Raw genomic sequence first — 18,533 nt, forward strand, 5'->3', positions numbered from 1 at the left:
CGCTGAAGCTATTTATTGCCAGAAAAGGTTGCCTAAACAGGCAACCTTTTCTGGTTAATGGTGACTTGTTATCAGTCAGGATGCTGAGATACCCGAGAGGGTATTCTGACAAGTACGGTAACTACTGATTACTGCTCTGGAAGAGACTCCATCTCTTCGGATGTCTAATGGTTTTTGTGAGGGGGTTGCCGGGGCCTAAGCCGGCCTTATGCCCTTCCAAGGGCGCTTTGGGTACGCCGCTGATTTGTTCAGCTGAAAGCACTTCCCGAAGCATGACGCCAGCTCTTCTTTAAACAAATGATATTCAGTATGATTCCATATTAAGGGAAATGTGCATTGTGCTAAAACTATTGTGTAATCATCTTGTTATTCCATATTCAAATTATTTACGTATAAAAATAAATAGTATTATGGCAATAGGAAAAAATGGCCTTCATGGATGGCCAAGTGGTAAAATTGGGAGAATAGTTTATTATGAGCTGAATGGACAACCCGTAATGCGAAGTATTGGCAAAGCCGGAAAACCGAGTTTAAAGCAGCAGGCAAATCACCAGGCGATGGCTGTGACTACCCGTTTTCTGAGCCATTTGAAGGATTTTATCAATAATGGTTTCGAGCTGGAAACGCGTGGAACGATCAGGAACCAACACAATCTGGCTGTTTCTCAGATTAAGAAGAATGCCTTAAAGGGTGCATATCCGAACATTAACATTGATTATGAGAAAGTGGAGCTTAGTAAAGGTACTTTGATCAAGCCGAAAGATCTTCAGATGGAAAAAATCGCAGAAGGACTACAGATCAGCTGGGATTCTGCCTATTCTTATGGGACAGGAGCGCAGTATGACGATACTTTACAGCTGGCGGTTTGTTTTCCGGCGACAGGAAAGAAAACGATCGAGCTGAATTTTGCGAAGAGGAAAGATGGTACTGCTTTTCTGCCTTTATCAGAGGAAGAATTGCTGCAGCCTATGGAAGTGTACCTCTTTTTAAGAGCAGCAAACCATGACTCGGTTTCTGATACGGTTTATCTGGGCAATCTAAACGGTACTTATGAGGATCCTAAAATTACCGAATTTAAGGAGAAAAAACGTGGCCTGGATTTGCAATTCAACCTGCGATATGAACAGATCACTACGCAGTATGAGGCACAAATGAAGCTGAAGCCTGCAGAGCGGCTCTCCGGCAAGGTTTTTCGAAATTTAGAAACGGAATACCTAGTTTTACAGGATCAGTGGCGATCGCGACAAGCAAAAACAAGTGGATTTTAGCCTTATTTTTAATTGCCGGATAGTGGAATTATATACTAATTTTGGTCTTCGTTTTATTTTAACGATTTGAACCATAAAAACAACCTATGCGGATTCGTTTACTACTCATTTTTGCTGTACTATTTACAGCCATTACCAATACTTATGCCCAGGAACTGGAAGGTAATTTAAACTTCCACGGCTTTGCTGATAACAGGGAATATTCCAGATCAAACCGCTTTTCTGAAACTATTTTTGGAATGCGCGTTTCTCCTGAAGTAGGCTTGCTGGTGGATAGCACCCACAGAGTCAGAATTGGGTTCAATGCGTTCCATGAATTTGGATCGCCAAAATTTACCACCAGTATTGCGCCGGTAGCTTACTACCAGTACATGAAGAAGGACTGGAATTTTTATCTGGGCGCTTTTCCAAGACAGGGATTAATCTCTGATTTTCCGCGTGCCATATTAAATGACACTTTAAGTTACTACCGTCCTAATATTGAAGGGATGTTGGTGAAGTATGAGAATGAAAATTGGAAACAAATCATTTTCATTGATTGGACCAGTAGACAAACGGCAACCGCAAGAGAGAATTTTATTTTCGGTTTTTCCGGTACTTATAAAAAAGATTTGTTCTTTGTGTCTCATCATGCGATGATGCTGCACAATGCAGGACCAGGTATTGCTATTCCTAACGACCATGTGGAAGACAATGGTGCGGCAAGTGTAAAAGTTGGTTTGGACCTTTCCAAAAAGACTTTCCTGGATTCTTTAACCCTGAGTGCCGGCGGATTGATCTCATTTGAACGTGTTCGTACGGTTGGTGGCTGGAAGACACCTAAAGGCATGTTGCTGGAATTGAATATGGAGTACCATAAGTTTGGGATCGTCAATTCCTTTTATAAAGGAGAAGGCCATCACCTGATTATGGGCGATAAATTCTATACCGCAAAAACTTACAACAGAACAGACTTGACCTGGCGTCCGATCGTTTATAAAAATCTGGAAGCTAAATTGGTCTTATCTTTCCACTTTGTGGATGGCGTAGTAGACAGTCAGCAGGCATTTGGATTAAGGTATAATCTTTTTGGAAGTAAATCTCTGAAAAGGAAATAGCCCTCAAGAACTAGGAACAACAGTCAATGACCTGAATTCATTAACGATAAAAAAAGGGGTTTGTGCTCAGAACAAACCCCTTTTTTACTTGAGTTCAACTTATACTAAGTCAAATCCAATATCTTCTCTGAAGTATTTACCATCAAAGTAAATGCGTGCTGCATCGCCTGTGGCACACTGTAAAGCGTCAAACTGGCTGTCCTGCAAGCTCGTTACCGCAAGCACTCTACCTCCGTTAGTTTTCACAACACCGCCTTCTAAGCTTGTTCCTGCATGGAATACATGAGAATTGCGCAGGTTAGCAATACCAGTAATCGTCTTACCTTTTTCGTAATCGCCAGGATAGCCACCTGCAACGATCATTACAGTTGCTGCATTTTTAGGGCTAATGGTTAATTTATAATCTTTTAATTTCTTTTGAGCAGTTGCTATGAAAAGCTCTACCAGATCGTTTTCGATACGTGGAATGACACTTTCCGTTTCCGGATCGCCCATTCTGCAATTGTACTCTATAATTAATGGCTCATCACCAACTTTGAATAAACCAAAGAAGATAAAACCGGTATAATCAATTTTGTCTTTCTTTAAACCGTTAATGGTAGGAATGATGATTTTCTGCTCTACTTTATTTAAGAAAGCTTCATCTGCGAAAGGTACTGGAGATACAGAACCCATTCCACCAGTGTTCAAGCCAGTATCTGCCTGGCCGATTTTTTTATAGTCTTTCGCTTCAGGTAAGATGACATAGTTTTCACCATCTGTCAATACAAACACCGACAGCTCTATTCCGGTGAGGAATTCTTCTACAACTACCGTACTTCCAGCATTGCCAAATTTGCCACCTAGCATCAGTTTTAATTCTGATTGTGCTTCTTCGATCGTATCCAGGATTAACACGCCTTTTCCTGCAGCTAAACCATCTGCTTTTAATACAATTGGAAGGGTATGTGAAGCCAGGTAAGTTAATCCCTCTTCCAGGCTTTCATTGCTGAAAGATCTTGATCCTGGGCTGGGGATGCCATGGCGTACCATAAATTGTTTAGAGAAATCTTTACTTCCTTCCAGGATCGCGCCTTCTTTTTTAGGACCGATTACCGGGATGTGGGACAGTTCAGAATCATTCGCAAAGAAATCATGGATGCCGTTTACCAAAGGTTCCTCCGGGCCAACTACTAAAAGTTCAATGGCTTCTTTTAAGGCAAAAGCTTTTACGGCTTCAAAATCATTAGGATTCAGGCTGATATTTTTCCCGTAAGCGCCGGTACCACCGTTGCCTGGTGCAATAAACAGTTGAGAACATTGAGAAGATTGGCTCATTTTCCAGGCTAATGCACTTTCTCTGCCGCCGGAACCTAATAGTAAGATATTCATCTATGTATGGTTTTTTGTTTGAATTGTGTAGGTGGATCGGGTACCTGCCCGGTTCTTACCGGCAAATATACCGCTTTAGGGAAATTATCACAGTTTAACTTGAATATTAAAATTAAAGGAGCAACGAGGGCGCATTTTTAGGTCTGGCGCAGGCGAGCACCTGGCCATGCGGATGGTCAGCGTATTTGTTGTAATTGCATTGGGTACCCTCTTCATTGTACTTCCTTCTTTGAAATTGTCTGAAAATATAGCCAGTCAGGGTCTATTCTGGGGTGTTTAGGACATTTTTTTCGTAAAAGTTTCGTTGGTTTAAAGCAGGGGAGCCTTACCATTTGAAGCAGATAGAGTAGGAGTTGAAAGAACTGCGGGAACTGACTGCAGAATTGAGAAAAGATCAAGTCTGATTACTGTGCTCTTTTATAGGTTTTTAGCAGCTTTTATCTCAGCCACTGCTAAATTGTTAAAGTTTTTTAAATAAAAGCGCGATGCTAAAGCAAAGTACAGGATATTTTGTAATTTTAGCGCCCGATGACTGCCATTCTGACTTATTGTTTGATATGGCTTGGTTGTTGTAATTTGTACGTTTTTCAATATTAATAAACAATAAACACAAACATAAAAGATGTTAGGATTTTTAACCAAAGTATTTGGAAGCAAATCGGAAAGAGATATCAAGGCACTACAGCCTATCGTTATCAAAATCAACGAAGAGTATTCGAAGCTTTCTGTACTGAGCAATGATGAGTTGCGTAACAAAACGGTTTATTTTAAAGATGTGATTGCACAGGCTTTAGCGGAGATTGATGGAAAAATCAGTGGCTTAAAAGCTGATGGTGAAAGTCAGGATTTGTCATTAGCAGCAAAAACGGCCTTATATGATCAGATCGATGAGCTGATTAAAGAACGTGATAAAGAATTAGAAGTAGTATTACTAGATATATTACCACAGGCATTTGCCGTGGTTAAAGAGACTTCCAGACGTTTCTCAGAAAATGAGCGCCTAGAGGTAACTGCCAGTCAGCACGACAGAGATTATGCGGTACGCAGAAACAATGTAACCATTGAAGGAGATAAAGCTTTCTGGGCAAATTCATGGGATGCTGCCGGTACATTGGTGAAGTGGAACATGGTACATTACGATGTTCAGTTGATCGGTGGTATGGTATTGCACAGTGGTAAAATCTCTGAGATGGCTACTGGTGAGGGTAAAACTTTAGTCAGTACACTGCCTGCTTACCTGAATGCGCTTGCTGGAAAAGGAGTTCACATTGTAACTGTGAATGATTACCTGGCAAGACGTGACTCGGAGTGGAATGGTCCATTATTCGAATTCCATGGGATTAAAGTAGATTGTATTGATAAGCATGAGCCAAACTCTCAGGAGCGTCGTGATGCTTACCTTGCTGACATTACTTATGGTACCAACAATGAATTTGGTTTTGATTACCTGCGTGACAATATGTCGCAAACACCAGATCAGCTGGTGCAGCGTAAACTGCATTTCGCGATGGTGGATGAGGTCGATTCAGTTTTAATTGATGATGCCCGTACACCTTTGATCATCTCTGGTCCGGTTCCTTTTGGAGATCAGCATGAATTCCATGAGCTGAAACCAAGGATCGAAAGATTGGTAGCTGCACAAAGAGAATATGTAACTAAAGCTTTAAATGAAGCTAAAAAATTAATTAATGATGGTAAGGCCGGAACCGAAGAAGGGGAAGGTGGTTTAGCACTTTTACGTGCACACCGTGGTTTGCCTAAAAATAAAGCATTGATCAAGTTTTTAAGTGAGGGTAGTGTTAAACAAACCTTATTGAAAACTGAAAATCATTACATGGCTGATCAGTCGAAGAACATGCCGAAAGTAGATTCGGAATTGTACTTCTATATTGATGAGAAAAACAACCAGGTAGAGCTGACTGAAAAAGGTATTGAGCTGATCACCAAATCTGGTGAAGATGCGCATTTCTTTGTATTGCCAGATGTAGGTACTGAGATCGCTGAGATTGAAAAATCTAACCTGACTAACGAAGAGAAAATTGCACAGAAGGATGCGCTGATGCGCGATTACTCGATTAAGGCAGAAAGAATTCATTCGGTAAACCAATTGCTGAAAGCTTATACCTTATTTGAGATTGATGTGGAATACATCATCGATGAAGGAAAGATCAAAATTGTAGATGAGCAAACTGGTCGTATTATGGATGGCCGTCGTTATTCTGACGGTTTACACCAGGCGATTGAAGCAAAAGAAAATGTGAAAGTAGAAGATGCTTCACAGACTTATGCGACAGTAACCCTTCAGAACTTCTTCCGTATGTACCATAAACTTTGTGGTATGACAGGTACAGCAACTACTGAAGCTGGCGAGTTCTGGTCGATCTATAAACTGGATGTAGTGGAAATCCCTACGAACAGAGTGATCTCTAGAATTGACCACCAGGATTATGTTTACCGTACGGTTCGTGAAAAATACAATGCAGTAGCAGAAGAGATTGTTAAATTAACAGAAGCTGGCCGCCCGGTATTGGTAGGTACAACTTCAGTTGAGATTTCTGAGTTATTGAGCAGAATGCTGAAACTTCGTGGAATTAAACACAATGTGCTGAACGCGAAGATGCACCAGAGAGAGGCGGACATTGTTGCTGAAGCAGGTCAGGCTGGACAGGTGACAATTGCAACCAACATGGCTGGCCGTGGTACGGATATTAAACTAGGTGCTGGCGTTAAAGAAGCCGGTGGTTTGGCTATCGTAGGTACGGAGCGTCATGAGTCTCGTCGTGTAGACAGACAGCTGCGTGGTCGTGCCGGTCGTCAGGGTGATCCAGGTTCTTCTCAGTTCTTCGTATCTCTTGAAGATAACTTAATGAGGTTATTTGGTTCTGAAAGAATCTCTAATATCATGGTGAAAATGGGTATCGAAGATGGTGAAGTCATTCAGCATTCGATGATCACCAAATCTATTGAGCGTGCACAGAAGAAAGTAGAAGAAAACAACTTTGGTATCCGTAAGCGTCTATTAGAGTACGATGATGTGATGAACTCACAGCGTACTGTAATTTATGCAAAACGTAAAAATGCATTGTTCGGTGAGCGTTTAGACGTGGACATGAACAACATGACCTTCGACGTAGCAGAAGATATCGTTACTGAATATAAAGAAGAAGGAAATTACGAAGGTTTCAAACTGGAAGTGATCAAAAATTTCTCTGCAGATACGACTATTGATGAAGCAGAATTCAGTGCAAGAAATATTCACCACCTGACTGATAAATTGTTTGAAGAAGTAACGGCATTCTATGCCAGAAAATCTGAAGGCATTATCCAGCAGGCAATGCCGGTATTGAACCAGGTATTTGAAGAGCGCGGAGAACACATTGAGCAGATCATCGTTCCTTTTACAGATGGTATTCGCAGCATCCAGGTGCCGGTTGGTTTGAAAAAGGCAATCGACAATCATGGCCGTGAGGTGACGAAATCATTCGAGAAAACAATTGTACTGGCCTTGATCGATGAATCATGGAAAGAACACTTGCGTGAAATGGATGAGTTGAAGCAGTCGGTTCAAAATGCGGTATACGAGCAAAAAGATCCACTGATCATTTACAAAATGGAAGCCTTTAACTTGTTTAAAAACATGTTGAATGCTGTAAATAAAGAAGTAGTTAGTTTCTTATATAAAGGTGGTATTCCAATTGAAACAGATCCTAATGACGTTAGAGAAGCTCAGGCACCAAGACCCGCTCCGAGCAAATTGAAAATGTCAAAACCGGATTTTGAAATTTCAGTAGGTAATGCGCCAATGACTATGGAAGATACTCGTGAAGCAGCACCACAGCAGCCCATCCGTAAAGAAGTGACGGTAGGCAGAAATGATATGTGCCCTTGCGGAAGCGGTAAGAAATTCAAAAACTGCCACGGCGCAGGATTGTAATTTGTAATACACATTTAGAATGCCGATTTTTGTAACAAAAAATTCGGCATTCTTTTTTTTAAGCCCTTTCATGAAGATATTATTTACCAGTATATTTTGTTGTTGCTCCATCGTTCTTTTTGCCCAGCAGAAAGGAGAGGTGGTGGTGGTTAAAGATCCCATGATTGATAGCCTGATTGCAAAGCGGATCGCTTTGTACACGAAGTCTGCCGGTACTGCCGGCGGCGCTCCTGTTAAACCTGGAGCTGCAATTGTTGGTCAGATGGGTTACCGCGTACAGGTATACTATGGCTCCGACAGGCGTCAGGTATTTGCGGAACAAGCCCGCTTTAAATCTGCGTACCAGAATTTAAACACGTATATTACCTACAAAGAACCTAATTATTATTTGCGGGTTGGCGATTTTAGAACACGTCTGGAAGCCCAGCGTCTGCTAAATGAGCTAAGGCCCATGTTTCCAACCCTATTTATTTTTAGGGAGAAAATAAACGCACCTAACCTAGATTATAGCAATGACAATGAAAGATAAGATCCAAACCCTAGCGCTTGATATTTTTGATCAGGTGAGCGGCTACCGTCAGCATATTCATGCCAATCCTGAACTCTCCTTTAAAGAGTTTGAAACTTCAGCTTATATTAAAAGTCACCTGGAAGAATGGGGAATCCCTTATACTGAGATGGCCAATACAGGGGTAGTTGGATTGATTAAGGGTGACATTCCATCTGATCAGGTTATTGCATTGCGTGCGGATATGGATGCTTTGCCAATCACAGAGGCAAATGATAAACCTTATGCTTCAAAAAATCCAGGAGTGATGCATGCCTGCGGTCATGATGTACACAGTTCTTCCTTACTGGGAACGGCTTTCATCCTGAACAGCCTGAAAGCAGAATTTGCAGGAACCATTAAATTGATTTTTCAACCGGGAGAAGAAGTGCTTCCTGGTGGAGCGAGTATCATGATTAAAGAAGGGGTATTAGAGAATCCTAAGCCACAGGCGATCCTTGGGCAGCATGTGATGCCATTAATTGATGCAGGTAAGGTTGGCTTCCGCTCTGGTATTTATATGGCCTCTACAGACGAATTATACGTAACGGTGCATGGTAAAGGCGGCCATGGTGCACAGCCTCACCAGAATATTGACCCGGTAGTGATTGCTGCGCACATCATTATCGCTTTGCAGCAAATTGTGAGCAGAAATGCAGATCCACGCTTACCTTCGGTCCTTTCTTTTGGAAAGGTACAGGCAAACGGGGCAACGAATATTATTCCTAATGAAGTGAAGATGGAAGGTACTTTCAGGACACTAAATGAAGAATGGCGTAAGGAAGCAAAAGTTTTGATGAAGAAAATGGCAGAAGGTATTGCCGAAAGTATGGGTGGCAGCTGTGATTTTAACATCATGAACGGTTATCCTTACCTGATCAATGAGCCGGTATTGAGCGACAATGCACGTGCGCATGCAGAAGATTATTTAGGGAAAGAGAATGTACTGGAACTGGATATCTGGATGGCAGCAGAAGATTTTGCTTATTATTCGCAGGTAACAGACGCCTGTTTCTACAGGTTAGGTACCGGTAATAAGGAAAAAGGAACGAGTTATTCTGTGCATACGCCAAACTTTGATATTGATGAGGATGCTTTAAAATTGTCGACTGGCTTGATGGCTTATCTGGCATTAAAGCAGTTGGGTAATTAGGTTGCGGTTGTTCAACCAGCACATCGGCCTTAATTTTTGTGTACTGTTCCCGGATTTCCCAATGAAGAAAATACTTTTGTTAGCGGTTTGCATTTTGTTTTTTGGAAAGGGTTTTAGCCAGGAAATTCCGCGCTTTAACCCGGATACCATTAAAACGATCCAGCTGGACTCGGCAGTCAATATCGTGTCGCAAAAGTTCGGCGTGGAAACGTTTATCAATGCCATCATTACCGATAATAGCTTTTATCAGTCTTTCCGGAACATGAAGAAGTACGGTTTCATCGCCGAAAACAGAATTTATACCTACGATAAGAAAAACAAAGTAAACGGCAGGATTTACCGGAAAATCAGACATAGTCCTAAAGGACCGGTCAAGATGGAATACCTGGTGAAACAGGATACGGGAAAGGTATACAAGAAAAATGGTAAATACCAATTGTATACTATTGAGATGTTCGATTATATTTTTATGAACGCGTATCAGTCGGAATTTGTATCTGAAGGCCCGATGACTACTGGTAAAGGAGCCGAAAGTAATGAAAGCTATAAAGATAAACTAAAGACCCTCATTTTTGCTCCCGGAAGACCGATTAAAGGCTTGCCATTTATCGGCAGTAAAACACAAATCTTTACGGCCAATATGCGTCAGTATTACGACTATAGCTATGCGAGCGGGACTTACCTGGATTCTATTCCGGTTTACCGTTTCAAGGTGACGGTGAAACCTGACCTGAGTAATGGTACTAAAGAAGGCTTGATGATTAAGGAGCTGACAACTATTTTTGATCAGCGTACTTTTGAAATTCTGGGCCGTTATGTGGATATGAAATACAGCAATATGCTGTTTGATTTCAATGTGCAGATGAACATAGAAATGAGTTATTTTGGAGGGGAGAAGCTGCCTACAAAGATCACCTACCAGGGAAATTGGGACTATCCTTTTAAAAAGGAAGAACGGGCAAGTTTTTTAATTGTTCACAAGGACTACGATACCGGGAAATAGATTTCGGAATTTTAAAATATATTTGATAGACAAATTTTTCTGTATGAAAAAAATTAGGTTCATCGTCTTTTCTTTTGTAATTCTTGGATTTACAGGGACTGTTCATGCACAGGTACTGACCAGTAAACAGGTGGATAGCCTGGTGGAAAAGACGCTGACTGCTTTTGAGGTTCCTGGGATTGCGGTTTATAAAGGTGAAGGCTCTTTTACTGACCCATGGTTTGGACCTCGATTTTACACTTTCAATTAAAAAATAATACTCATGAAATATCATCAGAAGTTAAGTCTCTTACTAGTACCAATGGTGCTGCTTGTTCTATTGACGGCAATGAATTTTAAACCTAAAAAAATCATTTTTTTCGGTGATTCTATCACCCAGATGGGGGTCGCGCCTGGTGGTTATGTCGACCTGATTCGTAAATCTCTGGATCCTTTGAAATATGAAGTGATTGGATCTGGTATCGGTGGAAATAAGGTTTATGATCTTTACTTACGGCTGGAGGAGAATGTACTGGCAAAAAAGCCGGACCTGGTGGTGATTTATGTCGGCGTGAATGATGTATGGCATAAACAGTCAATGCGTACAGGAACGGATTATGATAAATTCATTGCCTTTTATCAGGCATTGATCGATAAGATTCAGGCAAGCGGTTCAAAGGTGGTTTTATGTACGCCTGCCGTGATCGGGGAGAAGAAAAATGGGGCTAATGAAATGGACGCAGACCTGGATAAATATTCTGGAGCGATCCGTGCATTGGCAGCGAAAAATAAATTGCCGCTGTGTGACCTTAGGAATTTGTTTAAAGCCTACGAGGAAAAAAATAATACATCTGATGTGGCTAAGGGTGTTTTAACAACTGATGGTGTACATTTGAATGATAAAGGAAATCAGACCCTGGCAGAAGTATTACTCCCGCTCTTGAAATAAAATAGAGGGACAAAATAAGGTGATTAGAGAAAGAGATCAATAAAAGTATTAAGAATGATTAACCAGGATACCATCAGCAAAATCATGGAGACCGTCCGCATTGAGGAAGTGGTTGGTGATTTTGTGTCTTTAAAAAAACGTGGTACCAGTTTGATAGGGAATTGCCCTTTTCACAATGAGAAAACACCTTCTTTCCACGTTTCTGTGGCGAAGGGGATTTACAAGTGTTTCGGTTGCGGTAAAGGGGGTGATTCGGTCCATTTTATTATGGACCATGAGAAGTATTCTTATCCAGAGGCGTTAAAGTTTCTGGCTCAGAAATACCATATTGAGGTGGAGGAGACGGTACAGTCTCCACAAAATATTGAAGCCCAGAATGCGCGGGAAAGCTTATACATTGTTTCGGAATTTGCGGCAGGTTTTTTTGCCAATGAACTGTGGACAGGAGATCAGGGGCGTGCCATTGGTCTGAGTTATTTTAAAGAACGCGGCTTCCGGGAAGATATCGTTAAGAAGTTTCAGCTGGGCTATTCGCCGGATGTTTGGGATGCCTTGATTCAGCATGCCGTTTCGGCTGGACATAAAGAAGAATACCTGGAGAAAACAGGCCTGGCGATCAGAAATGATAAAGGCAAACTGTATGATCGTTTCAGGGGCAGGGTGATGTTCCCAATCCACAATTTTACGGGCAGGATCATCGGCTTTGGCGGTAGAACGCTGAAGACAGATAAAAATGTCCCTAAATATGTCAATTCACCGGAAAGTGATATTTACCATAAGTCGAATGTGCTTTATGGTTTGTTCCATGCTAAAAAGGCCATCCGTGATACGGACAACTGTTATTTAGTAGAAGGGTATGCGGATGTGCTGGCTGCACATCAGGCAGGAATTGAAAATGTAGTGGCCTCTTCAGGTACTTCATTAACGACGGAGCAGATTCGTCTGATTGGTCGTTTCACAGAAAATGTCACGATTCTTTATGATGGGGATGCTGCGGGGATTAAGGCCTCATTACGTGGATTAGACATGATCCTGGAGGAAGGCTTGAACGTGAAAGTTGTTTCCTTCCCTGATGGCCATGATCCCGATTCTTACATGCACCATGTAGGCTCCGGCGCGTTTAAAAAATACATTGAAGAGCATCGTCAGGATTTTATTCTTTACAAAGCGAATATCCTGCTGAAAGAAGCAGGGACAGATCCGATCAAAAGGGCAGGGATTATCCGTGATATCGTAGAAAGTATTGCGAAGATTCCAGATGACATTAAGGCCTCGATTTTCATTAAGGAATGCAGCAGCCTGCTGCAGGTAGAAGAGCGCATTCTGCTGTCTGAACTGAACAAGATCAGGATGGCGAAATTCAGAAAGTCTGGTGCGGGTAATTCAGGCGCTGGCAATTCCGGACTAGGTTCTTCGGGTTTCCAACAGCAAAATCAAAACCAATATCAGCCTTATCCTGATGGGCCGCCCGACAATCTTTTTGAGGTCCCAGGTGCTGGTGCAGAAGCAGCGGAAGCAGCTGCAGCGGAAGAAAGTGATTTGCTGCAGGAGCAGGAAGTGGTACGTCTTCTATTGGCTTATGGGCATGAGCTGGTGAGCTGGGATAAGATTGATAACATGTATATCGGTTCTTTCATTATGCAAAATTTAGCTGATGTGAGCTTTACCGATCCGACTTGTAAAATCATCATTGATACCTATAATGAAGAAATAGAGAATGGCCACCTGCCGGTAGCCAGCCAGTTTATTAACAATGAAAACCGAAATATTGTAGAACTGGCAATTACGCTGTCTACTTCTCCATATTCTTTAAGTGAAAACTGGTACAATAAGCACAATATTTATGTTAGGGATGAAAGTGTCAACTTAAAGGCAACCGTGCTTGGGGGGATTTTCCACCTTAAAAAAGGCAAAGTAGCGAGGATGCTGGCGGATATTTCTAAAGAGATTAAGGCCGAAAATGATCCGGTAAATCTAGAGATTCTGATGCAGCGCTTTATGTTTATGAAAAGTGTAGAAAGAGAGATTTCAAAGTTCCTGGGAACGGTAATTTTAAAATAGATGGCAGCGCATAATGAACTCGGCCAACGCGGGGAGGAGATCGCCAGAACCTATCTGGAAAATGCAGGATACCGCATTTTAAATGTGAATTGGAGATACGCAAGGGCAGAAGTTGACGTTATAGCTGATCAGGGAGGAACCCTGATTTTTGTGGAGGTGAAAACGCGTACTAGCATTGATTTCGGGGAACCGGAAGATTTTGTAGACCGCAAAAAGGAGAAACAATTGGAATTTGCTTCCGCGGCCTATATTGAGTTAAAACAACATCAGGGCGAAATCCGTTTTGATATTATTGCCATTACTTTTGAGCAAAAAAATAGTTATAAAATTAATCACATTGAAGATGCATTCTGGCCAAGTTAAAAAAATGATGAGTTTATCTAAATTAGCCCTATCGGCCTGCTTATTATGGAGCGTTTCGATGGTTATTTCCTGTAAGAATAGTGCACCGGTAGGAACCGGTGTTAGTTTTAAATCCCCTGAACAAGGGCAGAGTTTTCCTTTGGGAACGGAGGTGAAAGTAGCTTTGGAAGTTCCTTCGGGCAGCAACATTACTTCTGCGGTATATACCCTGGATGGAAAGCCCGTAGCGACGAAAAACAACGCAGATCCGGTGGCAATTTCGACTACAGGTTTAAGTTTGGGCTATAAGCTCATTACAGCCGTTATAGAGGAAGATGGAAAGAAAGATACGTTAACGGTAAACTTTGAGTTGAAGTCGGCTGTAACGCCTTCGCAATACGGTTATAAAGTAATTAAGACTTTACCTCATGATACCGCTGCTTATACGCAGGGATTGGAATACCACGATGGCCGCTTTTTGGAAAGTACTGGTCAGGAGCAGCATTCTTTTGTGAGGTGGGTTGATGTACCTACCGGGAAAATCTTACAGCAAACCAAACTGGATGATCAGTATTTTGGGGAAGGCTCTAGTTTAGTAGGTGATAGGATTGTAATGCTGACCTGGCAGAACAGATTGGGCTTGGTCTTTGACGCGAAATCATTGACGCAGCAAGCTACTTTTCCTTATCAATCGAGCATGGAAGGCTGGGGATTGTGCTTTGATGGTACCAGATTATACAAATCTGATGGTACTAACAAAATCTGGTTCCTGAATAAAGATAATTATAAAGAAGAAGGCTTTATTGAAGTTTACAACAACTATGGTCCGGTACCACAGTTAAATGAGCTGGAATATATTGATGGTAAAATTTATGCCAATGTCTACACGAAAAATGTAGTGGTGGTGATTGATCCGGCAACAGGCGTGATTGAGAAAGAAATTGATTTTACCGGATTGCTGCCAGCAGGATACTATAAAGATGAAGTAGATATTGCAAACAATGTACTGAATGGCATTGCCTGGGATAAGTCGGGTAAACGTTTATTCGTTACAGGCAAAAAATGGCCGCATCTATTCCAAGTGAATCTGGTTCCTAAGCCTTAAATTTTTGTGATAAAAAAAGCCGTCATATCCTCGATATGACGGCTTTTTTCGTTGCAATTCTTCTTCTTATTCTGCTTTCTTAGGTTCAGCAATGACCCCATTAAAAGTAATCGGCTGCCTGTTCATGCTGATCACATTTAAAGTCGCATAACCGCTTGTAGAGACACTTAAAGATAACATGCGTACATCTTTGGTGTCTTTAGGAGTAATGTCAATGATCCATCCTCCTTTTTTCTTCGCAGTGGTTTTATAATCGAATTTTTTAGACTTAAATTTTATACCTGAATCATCTGGATTCATGGTAGAATTATATGCTCTTCCATAATAAGGCAGGTAAGCTTCTACGCTATCCTTGTTGATGATCAGTTGATATTGAGATCCGGTAAGTTGAATCATACCGCCACCCATACCACCAGGCATTCTGCTCATTATTTTATTCAAATCAGCATTCGCCATAGGAGTCGCAGAGGTCGCGTCAAACACCAGATGCTTGTCGGCGACTAATTTGGCGGTGGTTGCTTTATCTGTTTGTGCCATTACCTGCACACTAGAGAAAACAATAAGAAGTGCTAACAATTTTTTAAATGCGCTCATGATCATATCCTTTTTATTTGGTTAGAACAAAATAGCGCCTAAAAGGTTTAATTCCAAGCGCTATTTTTTTGGTATTTATCTCCAGCTTTTATACTGGTTGATCAAACCGTTTGTAGAAGCATCGTGAGATTGAACTTCTTGATCTCCTTCTAGTTCCGGAAGAATGCTTTTGGCCAACTGCTTGCCCAGTTCTACACCCCATTGGTCGAAACTGAAGATGTTCCAGATGATGCCCTGAACAAAGATCTTATGTTCGTAAATAGCGATCAGACTACCCAGGCTAAATGGTGTTACTTTTTTCAAAAGAATAGAGTTGGTTGGTCTGTTTCCTTCGAAAACTTTGAATGGTGCCAGTTGCTCTATTTCTTCCTTGCTTTTGCCTTCTTTTTCCAGTTCTGCAACCACCTGTTCTTTGGTTTTGCCATTCATCAAGGCTTCTGTCTGAGCGAAGAAGTTTGACAATAAGATCGGGTGATGATCGCCGAGTGGGTTTAAGCTTTGCGCAGGTGCGATGAAATCGCATGGGATTAAACGGGTACCCTGGTGAATCAGCTGATAAAAAGCATGCTGTCCATTGGTTCCAGGTTCTCCCCAGATGATCGGTCCTGTTTCATAGGTTACATCATTGCCATTACGGTCTACATGTTTACCATTACTTTCCATATCTCCTTGTTGGAAATAAGCGGCAAAACGGTGCATATATTGGTCGTAAGGTAAGATGGCCTGAGTTTCTGCATCAAAGAAATTGATGTACCAGATGCCAATTAAAGCCAGGATGACTGGCACATTGTTTTCAAATTCCGCATTTTCAAAATGAGTATCTGCAGCATGTGCACCCGCAAGTAATTGCTTGAAGTTGTCGAAACCAATGCTTAAAGCAATGGGAAGGCCGATCGCACTCCATAAAGAATATCTGCCACCTACCCAGTCCCAGAATTCGAACATGTTATCGGTGTCAATTCCAAACGCTGCAACATCTTTTGCGTTGGTAGACAATGCGGCAAAATGCTTGGCTACATCGGCCTGTGCTGCGCCGCTATTTAAGAACCAGTCCTTTGCACTATTGGCATTGGTCATGGTTTCCTGTGTCGTAAAAGTTTTAGAAGCAACCAGGAATAAGGTCGTTTCCGGATCTACATTTTTTAGGGTTTCCGCAAGGTGTGTGCCGTCAATATTGGACACGAAATGCATATTTAAATGATTCTTGTAAGCTTTCAAGCCTTCTGTAACCATTACCGGACCTAAATCAGAACCACCGATACCGATGTTCACTACATCTGTGATCGCTTTGCCGGTGTAGCCTTTCCATGATCCGGAGATGATGGCCTGACTAAATTTATCCATTTTTTCCAGTACTTTGTTTACCTCTTCCATGACATCTTTGCCATCTACAAGAATCGGCGTACTGCCCTGGTTACGTAAAGCAATGTGAAGTACCTGTCGGCCTTCTGTCTGGTTGATTTTCTCTCCGCTGAACATGGCTTTAATGGCCTGATCCAATTTACACTCTCTGGCCAGTTGCATCAGCAAAGCCATCGTAGTATCGTCAATTCTGTTCTTTGAATAGTCCACAAGGATGTCTTCAAATAGTATCGAGAATTTTTCAAAACGGGAAGCATCATCCGTAAAAAGATCCTTTAAGCTTTTTTCGTTGATACCGATAAAATGATCGGTCAAGTATTTATAAGCTGCGGTTTCTGTAAAGTTTATCGTTGGTAGCATCATATGAGTATTTCTGTAAATGTAGGAGTTTATAATAATATTTCTATTCCAAATGAATATCCGCTCATTATCTTATATTTAACGTATAAAAAATAGGTTTATGAAAAGATTTTACTTTATACTGTTGGTTTTATTTGGAGCTAATGCGTTTGCGCAAAAGCAAAATCTGAGACCTGAGGTTTCAAAAAAGGCTTTGAGCATTAGTCAAAAGGTGGTAGACTGGCGTCGGGATTTGCATGAGCATCCGGAATTGGGCAATCAGGAAAACAGAACTGCAGCTTTGGTGGCAAAACACTTAAAGTCTTTAGGAATTGAGGTGCAGACTGGTGTAGCGAAAACTGGTGTTGTTGGAATTCTCAAAGGTGGGAAGCCAGGGCCAGTAGTTGCGTTAAGGGCAGATATGGACGGTTTACCGGTAACAGAACGGGTTGATTTGCCTTTCGCATCTAAAGTGAAAACGATGTATAATGGGCAGGAAGTAGGCGTGATGCATGCTTGCGGTCATGATAGCCATGTGGCGATTTTAATGGGTGTGGCAGAGGTATTGGCCTCCATGAAAAAAGACATTCCAGGTACGGTGAAATTTATTTTTCAGCCCGCAGAAGAAGGCGTTCCTGAGGGGGAAGAAGGCGGTGCTGCATTGATGGTGAAAGAAGGCGTATTGGAAAACCCGAAAGTGGAGGTGATTTTTGGTTTACACATCAATTCACAAACACCGGTAGGCGATATTACCTACCGTCCGGCAGGAATTATGGCCGCAGTGAATGATTTGAAGATTACGGTGACCGGCAAACAGGCGCACGGTGCTTATCCATGGAGCAGCATTGATCCGATTGTGATTTCTGCACAAATTGTGAATAACCTGCAGACGATTGTGAGTAGGAACCTGAATGTGACGGAAAATCCAGGTGTTGTTACGATTGGCGCGATCAATGGAGGGATTCGTTCTAATATTATCCCGGAAAAAGTGGAAATGATTGGTACGATCCGCAACTTTTCTAAAGAAGATGAAGCGATGTTTATTGAAAGGGTGACGACGATCGCTAAAAAAACCGCAGAGGCAGGTGGTGGAACAGCAGAAGTAAAAATTCCATACAGCAACCATTATCCGGTTACTTTTAATGATGTGGCCTTGACAGAAAAAATGTTGCCTAGTTTACAGGCAACTGCTGGTAAAGCACATGTGAAATTAAAGCCGCCGGTAACCGGAGCTGAAGACTTCTCATTTTATCAGGAAAAGGTTCCTGGGTTATTTATTTTCCTCGGCGGAATGCCTAAAGGACAAGATCCATTAAAAGCACCATCACACCATACGCCAGATTTCTTTATCGATGAGAGTGGATTTGGATTGGGCGTGGAAGCGCTTAGTAACCTGGCACTTGATTACATGAATTTGAAAAAATAAGGA

General features: G+C 41.7%; 15 protein-coding genes. 12 read left to right on the forward strand and 3 right to left on the reverse strand.

Going from position 1 to position 18,533, the window contains the following annotated elements; all coding sequences use genetic code 11:
• Nucleotides 1–410: 410 nt before the first annotated feature.
• Both H9X96_RS07215 and H9X96_RS07220 read left to right on the forward strand, forming a co-directional pair.
• Nucleotides 411–1,268 (forward strand): DUF6266 family protein, encoded by an 858-nt coding sequence (locus H9X96_RS07215; RefSeq protein WP_187665656.1) that lies wholly within the window; start codon nt 411–413, stop codon nt 1,266–1,268.
• A gap of 86 nt (nt 1,269–1,354) precedes the next feature.
• On the forward strand, nt 1,355–2,365 hold the full coding sequence (locus H9X96_RS07220; RefSeq protein WP_187665657.1) for a hypothetical protein: 1,011 nt from the start codon (nt 1,355–1,357) through the stop codon (nt 2,363–2,365).
• A gap of 99 nt (nt 2,366–2,464) precedes the next feature.
• On the opposite strand, the gene purD is transcribed toward H9X96_RS07220, so the two are convergent.
• Nucleotides 2,465–3,736 (reverse strand): phosphoribosylamine--glycine ligase, encoded by a 1,272-nt coding sequence (gene purD, locus H9X96_RS07225; protein ID WP_187665658.1) that lies wholly within the window; start codon nt 3,734–3,736, stop codon nt 2,465–2,467.
• Nucleotides 3,737–4,358: 622 nt separating this feature from the next.
• Between purD and secA the strand changes: the two genes are divergently transcribed.
• The 9 genes from secA (at nt 4,359) to H9X96_RS07270 (ending at nt 14,809) form a co-directional block, all read left to right on the forward strand.
• On the forward strand, nt 4,359–7,670 hold the full coding sequence (gene secA / locus H9X96_RS07230; RefSeq protein ID WP_187665659.1) for a preprotein translocase subunit SecA: 3,312 nt from the start codon (nt 4,359–4,361) through the stop codon (nt 7,668–7,670).
• A gap of 70 nt (nt 7,671–7,740) precedes the next feature.
• On the forward strand, nt 7,741–8,199 hold the full coding sequence (locus H9X96_RS07235) for an SPOR domain-containing protein (protein ID WP_255431033.1): 459 nt from the start codon (nt 7,741–7,743) through the stop codon (nt 8,197–8,199).
• A complete protein-coding gene (locus H9X96_RS07240) occupies nt 8,183–9,370 on the forward strand; it encodes a M20 family metallopeptidase (protein ID WP_187665661.1) in 1,188 nt (395 codons plus the stop codon). The genes H9X96_RS07235 and H9X96_RS07240 overlap by 17 nt, the downstream gene beginning before the upstream one ends.
• 61 nt (nt 9,371–9,431) lie before the next feature.
• Entirely contained in the window at nt 9,432–10,373 is a 942-nt protein-coding gene (locus H9X96_RS07245; protein WP_187665662.1) for a hypothetical protein, read from the forward strand.
• Nucleotides 10,374–10,416: 43 nt separating this feature from the next.
• Complete coding sequence (locus H9X96_RS07250; protein ID WP_187665663.1) at nt 10,417–10,623, forward strand: hypothetical protein; 207 nt, start codon at nt 10,417–10,419, stop codon at nt 10,621–10,623.
• 12 nt (nt 10,624–10,635) lie between these two features.
• A complete protein-coding gene (locus tag H9X96_RS07255) occupies nt 10,636–11,301 on the forward strand; it encodes an SGNH/GDSL hydrolase family protein (protein WP_187665664.1) in 666 nt (221 codons plus the stop codon).
• A 54-nt stretch (nt 11,302–11,355) separates the two neighbouring features.
• Complete coding sequence (dnaG, locus tag H9X96_RS07260; protein ID WP_187665665.1) at nt 11,356–13,362, forward strand: DNA primase; 2,007 nt, start codon at nt 11,356–11,358, stop codon at nt 13,360–13,362.
• Nucleotides 13,363–13,725, forward strand: a complete 363-nt coding sequence (locus H9X96_RS07265; protein WP_187665666.1) for a YraN family protein — start codon at nt 13,363–13,365, stop codon at nt 13,723–13,725.
• A 4-nt stretch (nt 13,726–13,729) separates the two neighbouring features.
• Nucleotides 13,730–14,809: a glutaminyl-peptide cyclotransferase gene (locus H9X96_RS07270; RefSeq protein ID WP_255431034.1), complete on the forward strand. Its 1,080-nt coding sequence runs from the start codon at nt 13,730–13,732 to the stop codon at nt 14,807–14,809.
• Between the two features lie 66 nt (nt 14,810–14,875).
• Here H9X96_RS07270 and H9X96_RS07275 read toward each other — a convergent pair whose 3' ends face one another.
• Nucleotides 14,876–15,403 carry a DUF4251 domain-containing protein gene (locus H9X96_RS07275; RefSeq protein WP_187665668.1) on the reverse strand — a complete coding sequence of 176 codons (528 nt, stop codon included), beginning with the start codon at nt 15,401–15,403 and terminating at the stop codon, nt 14,876–14,878.
• A 75-nt stretch (nt 15,404–15,478) separates the two neighbouring features.
• Nucleotides 15,479–17,125: a glucose-6-phosphate isomerase gene (gene pgi / locus H9X96_RS07280; RefSeq protein WP_187665926.1), complete on the reverse strand. Its 1,647-nt coding sequence runs from the start codon at nt 17,123–17,125 to the stop codon at nt 15,479–15,481.
• Between the two features lie 100 nt (nt 17,126–17,225).
• On the opposite strand from pgi, the gene H9X96_RS07285 reads away from it, so the two are divergent.
• Complete coding sequence (locus H9X96_RS07285) at nt 17,226–18,530, forward strand: amidohydrolase (protein ID WP_187665669.1); 1,305 nt, start codon at nt 17,226–17,228, stop codon at nt 18,528–18,530.
• The last annotated feature ends 3 nt before the right edge of the window (nt 18,531–18,533 follow it).

It is taken from the genome of Pedobacter sp. N36a, from assembly GCF_014472395.1.
Taxonomy (GTDB): Bacteria; Bacteroidota; Bacteroidia; order Sphingobacteriales; family Sphingobacteriaceae; genus Pedobacter.

Bases quoted from the DNA above. Each gene is read 5' to 3' on its own strand.
- H9X96_RS07215 (WP_187665656.1), top strand. From the start codon at position 411: ATGGCAATAGGAAAAAATGGCCTTCATGGATGGCCAAGTGGTAAAATT.
- H9X96_RS07220 (WP_187665657.1), top strand. From the start codon at position 1,355: ATGCGGATTCGTTTACTACTCATTTTTGCTGTACTATTTACAGCCATT.
- purD (WP_187665658.1), bottom strand. From the start codon at position 3,736: ATGAATATCTTACTATTAGGTTCCGGCGGCAGAGAAAGTGCATTAGCC.
- secA (WP_187665659.1), top strand. From the start codon at position 4,359: ATGTTAGGATTTTTAACCAAAGTATTTGGAAGCAAATCGGAAAGAGAT.
- H9X96_RS07235 (WP_255431033.1), top strand. From the start codon at position 7,741: ATGAAGATATTATTTACCAGTATATTTTGTTGTTGCTCCATCGTTCTT.
- H9X96_RS07240 (WP_187665661.1), top strand. From the start codon at position 8,183: ATGACAATGAAAGATAAGATCCAAACCCTAGCGCTTGATATTTTTGAT.
- H9X96_RS07245 (WP_187665662.1), top strand. From the start codon at position 9,432: ATGAAGAAAATACTTTTGTTAGCGGTTTGCATTTTGTTTTTTGGAAAG.
- H9X96_RS07250 (WP_187665663.1), top strand. From the start codon at position 10,417: ATGAAAAAAATTAGGTTCATCGTCTTTTCTTTTGTAATTCTTGGATTT.
- H9X96_RS07255 (WP_187665664.1), top strand. From the start codon at position 10,636: ATGAAATATCATCAGAAGTTAAGTCTCTTACTAGTACCAATGGTGCTG.
- dnaG (WP_187665665.1), top strand. From the start codon at position 11,356: ATGATTAACCAGGATACCATCAGCAAAATCATGGAGACCGTCCGCATT.
- H9X96_RS07265 (WP_187665666.1), top strand. From the start codon at position 13,363: ATGGCAGCGCATAATGAACTCGGCCAACGCGGGGAGGAGATCGCCAGA.
- H9X96_RS07270 (WP_255431034.1), top strand. From the start codon at position 13,730: ATGATGAGTTTATCTAAATTAGCCCTATCGGCCTGCTTATTATGGAGC.
- H9X96_RS07275 (WP_187665668.1), bottom strand. From the start codon at position 15,403: ATGAGCGCATTTAAAAAATTGTTAGCACTTCTTATTGTTTTCTCTAGT.
- pgi (WP_187665926.1), bottom strand. From the start codon at position 17,125: ATGCTACCAACGATAAACTTTACAGAAACCGCAGCTTATAAATACTTG.
- H9X96_RS07285 (WP_187665669.1), top strand. From the start codon at position 17,226: ATGAAAAGATTTTACTTTATACTGTTGGTTTTATTTGGAGCTAATGCG.